Annotated in this window: 9 protein-coding genes; 7 read left to right on the top strand and 2 right to left on the bottom strand. The window is 72.0% G+C overall.

The annotated features are described in order from the left end of the window. The first annotated feature begins 188 nt into the window (after positions 1–188). Positions 189–761 carry a DUF6328 family protein gene (locus AOK15_RS30680; RefSeq protein ID WP_055521600.1) on the top strand — a complete coding sequence of 191 codons (573 nt, stop codon included), beginning with the start codon at positions 189–191 and terminating at the stop codon, positions 759–761. A gap of 31 nt (positions 762–792) precedes the next feature. Here the strand turns inward: AOK15_RS30680 and AOK15_RS30685 are convergent, their stop codons facing one another. Next, on the bottom strand, positions 793–1,296 hold the full coding sequence (locus AOK15_RS30685; RefSeq protein WP_055521601.1) for a PaaI family thioesterase: 504 nt from the start codon (positions 1,294–1,296) through the stop codon (positions 793–795). Between the two features lie 106 nt (positions 1,297–1,402). On the opposite strand from AOK15_RS30685, the gene AOK15_RS30690 reads away from it, so the two are divergent. Both AOK15_RS30690 and AOK15_RS30695 read left to right on the top strand, forming a co-directional pair. Next, entirely contained in the window at positions 1,403–1,879 is a 477-nt protein-coding gene (locus tag AOK15_RS30690; protein ID WP_055521602.1) for a winged helix-turn-helix transcriptional regulator, read from the top strand. A 237-nt stretch (positions 1,880–2,116) separates the two neighbouring features. Continuing rightward, a complete protein-coding gene (locus AOK15_RS30695; protein WP_055521603.1) occupies positions 2,117–3,325 on the top strand; it encodes a phospholipase D-like domain-containing protein in 1,209 nt (402 codons plus the stop codon). A gap of 31 nt (positions 3,326–3,356) precedes the next feature. Here AOK15_RS30695 and AOK15_RS30700 read toward each other — a convergent pair whose 3' ends face one another. Next, positions 3,357–4,013 carry a hypothetical protein gene (locus AOK15_RS30700; protein WP_055521604.1) on the bottom strand — a complete coding sequence of 219 codons (657 nt, stop codon included), beginning with the start codon at positions 4,011–4,013 and terminating at the stop codon, positions 3,357–3,359. A gap of 883 nt (positions 4,014–4,896) precedes the next feature. Here AOK15_RS30700 and AOK15_RS30705 point away from each other — a divergent pair. The 4 genes from AOK15_RS30705 to AOK15_RS30715 all read left to right on the top strand — a co-directional run. After that, positions 4,897–6,312, top strand: a complete 1,416-nt coding sequence (locus AOK15_RS30705) for an MFS transporter (RefSeq protein WP_157870420.1) — start codon at positions 4,897–4,899, stop codon at positions 6,310–6,312. Then, positions 6,309–8,138: a S9 family peptidase gene (locus AOK15_RS30710; protein ID WP_063799074.1), complete on the top strand. Its 1,830-nt coding sequence runs from the start codon at positions 6,309–6,311 to the stop codon at positions 8,136–8,138. Before AOK15_RS30705 ends, AOK15_RS30710 begins: the two co-directional genes overlap by 4 nt. Before the next feature lie 53 nt (positions 8,139–8,191). Further along, positions 8,192–8,314, top strand: coding sequence for a hypothetical protein (locus AOK15_RS48385; protein WP_257234620.1), 123 nt, complete (start codon positions 8,192–8,194; stop codon positions 8,312–8,314). An 87-nt stretch (positions 8,315–8,401) separates the two neighbouring features. After that, a partial coding sequence (locus AOK15_RS30715; RefSeq protein ID WP_055521606.1) for a RiPP maturation radical SAM C-methyltransferase occupies positions 8,402–10,059 on the top strand: 1,658 nt, incomplete at its 3' end.

The following is a 10,059-nucleotide window of genomic DNA, read 5'->3' on the forward strand; positions in this document are numbered from 1 at the left end:
GCCGGGCCGCGCTGGTCGCCGGACGCGCGGCGGGTGGTCTCCTGGCCCGCCGGGTCGGCCGGTTGCTCGGTCATGGCCATGGCATCCTCCAACGTCTCGGGGCACACCGCCTGCCCGCTCGGGCCTCTTTCATACTGGTCGGAGAGCGGAGCGGGCAGGCGGTGTGCCCCGAGACGTTGGAGGATGCCATGGCCATGACCGAGCAACCGGCCGACCCGGCGGGCCAGGAGACCACCCGCCGCGCGTCCGGCGACCAGCGCGGCCCGGCGCCCGGTGGCGAAGGGCCAGAAGCGGCGCACGAGAGAGTCAACAGGCGCTGGAACGAGATCCTTCAGGAGACACGGGTCACCCAGACCGGTGTGCAGATCCTCTTCGGGTTTCTGCTCAGCGTCGCCTTCACCGCGTCGTTCAAGGAGTTGGAGGCGCTGGACCGCGGTATCTACGTCACCACCGTGGTGCTCGGCGCGTCGGCGACCGGAGCGCTGATAGCGCCCGTCTCCATGCACCGTTTCCTGTCGGGTCAGCGCATGAAGGACGACCTGGTGGAGACGGCCGGTCGGCTGATGATGTGCGGCATGGTCCTCCTGGCGCTGACCATCGGCTGCACGCTGCTGCTGATCCTGCGTTTCGTGGTCCCGGGGGTGCTCGCCGAGGTGCTCGTCGGCGGGGTCATGCTGTGGTTCGGCCTGTGCTGGTACGTGCTCCCGCTGGGCCTGCGCCGCCGCGCCGCCCGGCGCTCCCGGGCCCGCGACGACGCGTAGCCCCGGTGGGCGGCCCACGTTCGGCGGAGTCTCAGGGCTGCGGCTTCGGCGGGAGCGGGAACAGCAGGCAGCTGCTGGTGGCGTGGGCGAGGAGACGGTCCTGGTCGTCGATCAGCTTCGCCTCGGCCAGCGCGGTCCGGCGGCCGCCGTTGAGGACCGTGCCGACGGCGCGGACCCGGCCGGTGTCCACCGTGATGCGCCGCAGGAACTTCACGTTCAGGTCGAGGGAGGTGTACGCCATCCCCGCGGAAAGCGTGGACTGTACGGCGCAGCCCGCCGCCGAGTCGAGCAGGGTCGCGAAGACACCGCCGTGCACACTGCCGATCGGGTTGTAGTGCTCCTCGCCCGGAAGCAGCGAGAACACCGCCCGGCCGAACTCCACCTCTTCGAGCGCCATGTCCAGCGTGGCCGAGACGGGCGGGGCCGGCAGCCGGCCCGCCGCCAGGTCACGCAGGAACTCCAGGCCGGAGACGCGGCCCACGGCAGCGGCCGTCAGCTCGGGGTCCTCCCACTCGTACGTACGCGTCCGCCCCACAGCCCCTGCCTCCCGCTTGACCTTGCCCAGCTGACTTCGTAGATCGAAGCTAGCTGTCGCGTCTTCTGGCTGTCAATGTCGAAGCCAGAGTCCCTACCATGACCGCATGGAGTGGCTTGAGGTGAGTACGGAGGACTGCCCCGTACAGCGCACGCTCGACGTGGTCGGCGAGAAGTGGAGCCTGCTGATCCTGCGGGACGCGGTCAACGGCGTACGCCGGTTCGACGAGTTCCGCCGCCACATGGGGATGTCCGAGGCGGTCCTCAGCGACCGGCTCCGGAAACTGACGGCCGCCGGCATCCTGACGACCGTCCCGTACCGGGAGCCCGGCAGCCGCGCACGCAACGAGTACCGGCTCACCCCCAAGGGGTGGGAGCTGTGGCCGGTCCTGATCGCGTTGCGCCAGTGGGGCCAGACCCACGCCCCCGCCCCCGGGGGCCCCGTGCTCGACGTCCGGCACACCGACTGCGGGGCCCCGGTCCGGGTGGTGGTGGAATGCGCGGCCGAACACACCGAGCTGACCCCGAGGGACGTCACGGCTCGGCCGGGAGCGGGGGCTCGCCGGCGGAGCGCCGAGGACTGAACGGAGGGCGGGACACCTCGCCACGGCAGACCGGCACGTCACTCGGCGCGAGCCCCCGTCCGGGCTCGGCCGCGCATACGCGACACCTGCACATGCGAGCTCACGGTCCCGAGGGTCGGCTCCCCGTCTCCGGCCGATTTCCGGTGCGTGAAGCGGGGCCGGCCGGGCATCCGCTTGTTCGGGCTCGCCCGGTATCCCGTGGCGTTCTGGGCGTCATGGGCCAGTAGGAGGTGTGGCATGCTCTACGACCCGATCTCGGCTCCCCCGGCGTCCGTCGGCGCTCCCGACGTCGCGGCGCGCAAGCAGCGTCTGCGCAGGCGCCTGGAGCGGCTGATCGGCGTGGCCGCCACCGAGGGCAATGACCTCGTGCCGCTGCACAACGGTGACGAGATCTTCCCCGCGATGCTCGGGGCGATCCGCTCCGCCCGGCACACCATCGACATGATGACGTTCGTGTACTGGCGGGGTCAGATCGCCCGTGACTTCGCCGCCGCCCTGGCCGAACAGGCGAGCGCGGGTGTGCGGGTGCGGCTGCTGCTCGACGGCTTCGGCGCCAAGGAGATCGAGGGGCGGCTGCTGGACCTCATGACCGACGCGGGCGTACAGGTGGCCTGGTTCCGCAAGCCGGTGTGGCTGTCGCCGTTCAAGCAGAACCACCGCTGCCACCGGAAGGCTCTCGTCGTCGACGAGCACACGGCCTTCACCGGCGGCGTCGGCATAGCGGAGGAATGGTGCGGCGACGCCCGCACGCCCTCCGAGTGGCGGGACACCCACGTCCAGGTCCGTGGTCCGGCCGTGGACGGGATCGCCGCCGCCTTCGCGCAGAACTGGGCCGAGTGCCACGACGAACTCTTCGACCACCGCGACCGCTTCACCGAACACCCGCAGGTGGGCTCGTCCGTGGTGCAGGTCGTGCGCGGCTCCGCGAGCATCGGCTGGCAGGACATGCAGACCCTCATCCGGGTCATGCTCACCTCCGCCGAGGAACGTTTCCGGCTGGCCACCGCCTACTTCGCCCCCGACACCTACTTCATCGACCTGCTCAGCGACACCGCGCGCCGGGGTGTGCGCGTCGAGATCCTGTTGCCGGGCCCGCACACCGACCAGCGGGCCTGTCAGCTCGCCGGCCAGCACCACTACACCCGGCTGCTCCAGGCCGGTGTGCACATCCGCCAGTTCCAGCCGACGATGATGCACGCCAAGATCATCACGGTGGACTCGGTCGCCGCGCTCATCGGGTCCACCAACTTCAACCGGAGGTCCATGGACCACGACGAGGAGGTCATGCTCGCCGTCCTGGACGAGGAGTTCACGGCCGCGCTCGACCGTGACTACGACGCGGACCTCGAGAACAGCGTGGACATCGACCTCGCCCGATGGAGACGCCGAGCGTGGCTCCAACGCGTGAAGGAAGCGGCGGTCACCCCGGTCCGCCGCTTCCTGTGAACCACCGGCCGGGTGACCGGGTGTGCGGGTGCTAGAAGTGCCGCAGGCGCATCAGGAACTGGCAGCCGCCGGAGCGGTTGTCGGCGTCGATCTTCACCGTGACCGGAGTCCCGGCGAAGGCCGAGCGGTGCTGGCCCGCGGGAAGCGCGTCCGGGCACTGCCCGGCGTCACCGTCGGGGAAGAACTGGACGTCGAGAACGATGTTGCCGGTCACGGTGAAGGTGAGGTCGCACCAGCCCGGTCGGCCGTCGGTGTCGACCCGCACGGCCTGCCCGAACACCGGGATCGGCAGGATCGGAACGGCGTTGTTGCCCTGCTGGTTCCCGCACTGACCGGCGTCACCGCCGGCACTGGGCCGGAGCGAATAGCTGATGGAAGCCCCCGCGAGGGCCCTGTCCGGGTCGTGGACGCCGAACGCGAGCTGGCAGCCGCCGGAACGGCCGTCGGTGTCGAAGCGGATGGCCTGCGTCCAGTCCGGCGAGGCGGCCCACTGCTCGCCCGTCCTCCCACCGCACTGGCCCGCGTCGCCGTCGGCGTTGAACTGGATGCCGAGTTGCGGCGCGACGCCGCGCGGGGCGGCTTCCGTCGCGTACGCCGCCGTACCGGACAGACCGGCACCCATGAACGCGGCCGCGGCCAGAACGCCGGCCAGTGATCTCCGACGTCCGGCCATCCGTAAGCCCCTCATACCAGCGTCTCCTCGAGGTTGGTGGGCACGGCGGACGAGCCCGCCGCGCCGCTGTCGTGTACCGACCGGCCGGGCCTGCCGGCCGGGCCAGACCGCAGTATTGATCGCTGACGTCCCGGCCGTATCGCCATGAACACGCCAATCTTTGATCCTTGGACGAGACAGGCCCGACGGTCGTGTTTCGAAGCGGCGGCGGCGCCCCTTCGCGCCACACGGCGGGTTTCGAGGCCGAACGAGGCGCCGAGCGGCGCGCACCGGGCAGGGCCCGGACCGTGCCGGGGGCCGCGGGCCGGTCGATCAGGAGATGTTGTCGGCCAATATGGCGTCCTCCGGCAACGACACAGCAAGCACTCTCATCCCGTGGACGGCGACCGCGCCCCGGTCGTGCGCCGGGGCGCGAGGCGTATGTGCGGACGCCTGCGCTGTTTCGCGTCGCAACGGCCCCGTTCCGCACTCTTCGAGGAACGAGGGGGGCCGACCCCCTCCCGATGCACGACCGCAACGCGTCGCGGCGGTCGCACCCCAGGGCGACCGAGCGACAGGAGCGACACAAGCGGAACGCCGAGCACCGCATCCCGCAGCTCAACAGGCGTCTAATTCCAGCCCCTTGAGCACCACCCGAAGGGCGTCCGGGCCCTTGTTCGGGCTCCGCGAGGATGATTAGGCTCCTGCTCGCTTTCGCACTTCCTGCACATATTCCACGCATCACGACCGATGTCGGCGAATCTCCCCTTGCATTGGCATGCGCATGTCGCATGCGGGTGCGCGGGTGGGCTGCGCGGCGCAGCAAGGGGGGTGAAGGACCATCGACGCGTTCCGCACAGGCCGCCCCACCGACGGCGAGTCGCCGGTGCCGCTCGCCGAGCCCTCCCCGGTCCAAGCCGTGCCGGACGTGGTGCCCGAAGCCGTGACCGGCGGGGTGCCCGAGACCGTGGCCGACGTGGTGTCCGAGGCCGGACCCGGCTCTGATCGCGGTGCCGCCGGGCGTACACGCGGGCGGCGCGACCTCGCCGTGTTCTGGTGCGTCAACGCCGTCGACGGGCTGGGCAGTCAGGCCTCGGGGCTGGTGTTCCCCCTGCTGCTCCTGGATCTCGGGCACGGGCCCGGAGTGGTCGGCGTGTTCGCGAGCGCCGCCGCCCTCGCCGGTGTGGCGCTGGGCCCGCTGGTCGCCCTGCCGGCGGACCGGGGGCACCGGCGTCGCATCATGACCGGAGCGGCCGTGCTCGCGGCGGTCGCGATGGCCGGTCTGGCCCTGGCCTGTCTGCGGCACCCGCCGTTGTGGGTCCTGCTGGTGCTGGCGTTCACGGAGCGTCTGTGCGCGACGGCGTACGAGACGGCCTCGCGCGGCGCCCTGACCCTGCTGGCGTCACCGGACGACATGCCGCGCGCCATGGCGAACCTTCAGGCGGGCGACCAGGCCGCGCTGGTGGCCGGACCGGCGTTGGGCGGCGTCCTGTTCGGAGTCGGCCGCTCCCTTCCGTTCGTGGTCGACGCGGTCTCGTACGCGGCGGCGGCATTCGGCGTGCTCGCCATCCGTACGCCGCTGAACGCGCCGGACGCCGAGACAGCGCCAACGGCGAAGGACGACGGCGGAACGGCCGTACGGGGAACCCCCACCGACGGCACCGGGTCGCGGCGGTCGGCGTCCTCGGGAACCCTGCGGGCCGGGCTGACAGTGGTGATGCGCTCCCCCGTGCTGCGGCTGGTGCTGTGGTGGACGTCCGTCGCGAGCGGCGGACTGACCCTGCTGTTCTACACGGCGGTGCTGGTCCTGGGCCCGGACGCGGGCGGTGCCGCGACGGGCGGCGTGCTGGCCGTGTCCGGCGCGGCCGGTCTCGTCGGCTCGCTGCTGGCGGCTCGGGTGGTGCGGCGGCTCGGGGCCCGGCGCTCGCTGACGGCGGCCACCTGGCTGCTGCTGCCCCCGTGCGTCGCGCTGAGCGTGGCCGGCGGGCCGTGGCTGTGGGGGGTGTGCTTCGGCGTCATCTGCCTGGTGCTGCCCGTGATCACCGTGGTCCTGGGCACGGCGGCCGTCCTCGCCGTACCGCACGGGTTGCAGTCGCGGACCGGAGCCGTGTTCGGGGCGGCCACCGCGGTGACGGCCGCCGGAGCGCCCGCCGTCGCCGCCCTCCTGGTGAGCTGGGGCGGTTCACGACTCCCCGCCGCGGCCTGCGCCGTGGTCCTGGCGCTGCTCGCGGTACGTACCCAGCGGATGGCGCCGGCGGTGCTGCGTTCCCTCACGTCCGCGAGTGCGGGCGGGGTTTCCGCCCCGGCCGGCCCGCCTGCGGAGCGTGGCGTATGACCAGCCCGTACCAGGTGTTCGTGACCGCGCTGCCCGACGTCTGCCCCACCGCCCCGCACCGCATGGTGTTCACCGCCGACGCCGACGGGCGCTGCGAGGTGTTCACCTGGGACGGCGCCGCGGGGCGGGCCCGGCAGGTCACCGACAGCCCCGGCGGCACGTTCCACCGGGCGATCGACGCCGCCGGCCATGTGTGGTGGTTCGAGGAGGACCCGGCGGGGCGGGGCCGCTGGTGGTTCCAGCACTTCGACGGCGGCCCCCGGCTGCCGGGGCTGCCCGGCGCACCGCTCGGACAGCCGCGCGGGTTGGCCGTGACCGCGGACGGCGTGACAGCGGCGGCGTTCCGTCAGGGGCGGGAGACCGCGGTGCTCGTCGGCCGCCGGGGCCGTGTCCCCCGGGAAGTGGTGCGCACGGGCCGGGCCTGCCGGCTGGGCGGGATCAGCGCGGACGGCACCCTGATCGCGCTGGCGTCGTCGGCCGACGACGCCGATGCCGTCACCGTCCACACACGTGACGGTCGGCTCGTCGCCGAACTGCCCGGCGTCGGCCGTCCGGGCGGCCGACTGTGGTGCCAGGGCTTCTCCCCCCGCCCCGGACACACCGAACTCCTGCTGGTGCGGGACCTCGGCGACCGCTACGCCCCCGCCACCTGGGCACTGGACAGCGGACTGCGCATCCACTCCTGGTGCACCTTCGACACGGAGATCACCGCCCGCTGGTGTCCCGAGTCGCGGACGGTGCTGGTGCGGCAGGACCGGCACGGCCGCTCGCTGCTGCACCGCGTCGATCTGGACGCCCGGCGGCGGACCGTCGTACCGACGCCCGTGGGCAGCCTGCTGGACGCGGCGCCCCGGCCCGGTGGAGCCGTCGACTGTCTGTGGACCGACACCGCGCACCCGCCGGTCCTGCGCAGGACACCCGGAACGGCGCACCCGTCGTCGTCCGCCGACGCCGAGCCGCTCCTGCTGCCTCCCTCCGGCCCGTCGACCGTGGTGCCCGGCCGCCACACCGACCGGTGGACTCCCGTCGGTGCGGGCCGTGTGCACAGTCTGCTGAGTCTTCCGCACGCGGAGGGCGACGCACCGCCCCCGGCCGTGTTCCTCGTCCACGGCGGGCCCGCCGACCACGACCGGGACGCCTACGACGCGACCGTGCACTCGCTGGTGGCCTCGGGGTACGCGGTGGTCCGCGTCAACTACCGCGGCTCCACCGGCTACGGCCCCCACTGGCGGCAGGACTTCACCGCCGGGGTCGGCCACACCCAGGTGGCGGACCTGACCGCCGTCCGCGCCGACCTCGTCTCGGCCGGCCTGGTCGCCGGGGACGCGTGCGCGCTGTGGGGGGTGTCGTGGGGCGCGTACCTCGTGCTGCTCGCCCTCGGTACGCGTCCCGGACTGTGGCGGGCGGGCGTCGCCGTCAAACCGGTCGCCGACTGGGTCGCCGCGCACCGGGCCACCACACCGGCGTTGCGCGCTCTGGACGTCAAGCTGTTCGGGGGCGGCCCGGACGAGGTCCCGGAACGGTACGCGGCCAGCTCACCGATCACGTACGCGGCGAAGGTCTCGGCGCCCCTGCTCGTGGTCGGCGCCACCCATGACGACAAGTGCCCGCCGGGCCAGATCCGCGCCTACCTCGACGCCCTGGCCGCAGCGGACGTCCCCCACGACACCCTGTGGCTCGACACCGGGCACGACGGCTACGACGGCGCCGCGCACGTCGCCGTCCTGCGACGTGCCCTGCGCTTCCTGCGCGACCGGCTTCCCGACCCGGCGCACCGCGCCATCGGACGTCCCCCCGCACCGACGGGGGGACTCCGGTCCCGCTGAGCCACCAGCGGGACCGGACGCACAGCACCACTTCACAACACCGAGGAGGAACCGTGCAGAAGGACATCATCCACAACGACCCGCTCGCGGGCGACGAGGAGAACCGCAAGCCGGGCATCGGCATCACCATCACCATCCCGTTCCGCAACGCGGACGAGGGTGGCGACGAGGAGTGATCCTCGCCCGGCCGGCCCCGGGAAACAGGGGCCGGCCGGGTCTGCCACCGGCCCTTCTCCTGCCCCGTCGTCCCCGAGGAGCCGACTGTGCGTGTCCTCCTGCTCAACATGCCCTGGTCCCCCATCGACCTGCCGTCCCTGGCCCTGGGCATCCTCAAGCGCAGTGTCGACGAACGCGTTCCGGGCGCCACGTGCGAGGTGCTGCACGCCAACCTGGAGTTCACCGACTGGATCACCGAGCGCACCGAGTTCTCCGCCGAGGACTACGAGTACTTCGCGCTGTCCTCGTACTTCCTCGGCTGCGGCGACTGGGTGTTCTCCAGTGCCCTGTACGACGACCCGGCGTGGAAGACGGCCGAGTTCACCGATGTGATGACCGGCAAGCTGCGCGCCTCGCGGATGCGTATGAGCAAGCAACTGCACGAGGTCGTACCGGAGTTCGTGGAGGAGATCGCTCGCCGGGTGGCCGACCTCGCGCCCGACGTCGTGGGCCTCACGTCGACCTTCCAGCAGAACACGGCGGCCCTGGCCGCGGCCCGGCACATCAAACGGCTGGCCCCCGGCATCGTCACGGTCATGGGCGGCGCCAACTGCGACGCCGAACAGGGCGCCGCCGTCCATCGCAACTTCCCCTTCGTCGACTTCGTGGTGCGCGGCGAGGGCGAGGAGGCGTTCCCCCGGCTGCTCCAGGCCCTGCAACAGGCGCCGGAGGCCCCCTCCAGCGCGGTCGCGGACATCCCGGGGTTGTGCCACCGCGCCGACGGAGTCTCCGTCGCCAACCCGATGCCGACCGGGCCGATGCCTCCCTCCGCGATCCTTCCCCCCGACTACAGCGGCTACTTCGAACGCCTCGCCGCGTCCGTCGCCCGCAACTGGGTGGAGCCGAAGCTCGTGGTCGAAGGGGCCCGGGGCTGCTGGTGGGGCGAGAAGCACCACTGCACGTTCTGCGGTCTGAACGGCTCGTTCATGCAGTTCCGCAGCAAGAGCCCGGACACCTTCTACCAGGAGATCATGGATCTGGCGGAGCGCCACCGGGTCCTCGACATGTACGTCGTCGACAACATCCTCGACATGCGGTACCTGTCCACCGTGCTGCCCCGGATCATCGGCAGCAGCTACGACCTGCGCATGCACATCGAGATCAAGGCCAACATGCGCCGCCCCCAGCTCCAGGTCCTCGCCGACGCCGGGCTCATCTACGTCCAGCCCGGCATCGAGAGCCTCAACAGCCGGGTCCTCGACCTCATGGACAAGGGCGTCAGCGGCTGCCAGAACGTGCGGATGCTCCGCGACGCCGCCGAGACGGGACTGTCCGTGTCCTGGAACTACCTGCACGGCTTCCCGGGCGAGACCGCGGAGGACTACGAGCCGGTCATCGGGCAACTGCCCGCGCTCGAACACCTCAACCCGCCGGTCGACCTGTCCGCCCGGATCGCGATCGAACGGTTCAGCCCCTACTTCAACCGGCCCGAACTGGGCTTCACCGGTCTGCGGCCGGAGGAGCACTACCTGTTCACCTACGACCTGCCCGAAGAGGAACTGCACGATCTGGCCTATGTCTTCCAGGCTCCCGAGCGCGGCATCGGCTCGGCCACCGTGAACCGGCTCAACGACGCCATCGGCGCGTGGAAGAAGCACCACACGGACGCCCGGCTCACCCACACCGATCTGGGCGACGAGATCGTCCTCGTCAGCCGCCGGCACTCCTTCGACTGGCGGACCCTGCGGCTGACGAGGACGATCTC

Origin of the sequence: Streptomyces ossamyceticus (assembly GCF_001418475.1) — a bacterium.
Taxonomy (GTDB): domain Bacteria; phylum Actinomycetota; class Actinomycetes; order Streptomycetales; family Streptomycetaceae; genus Streptomyces; species Streptomyces ossamyceticus.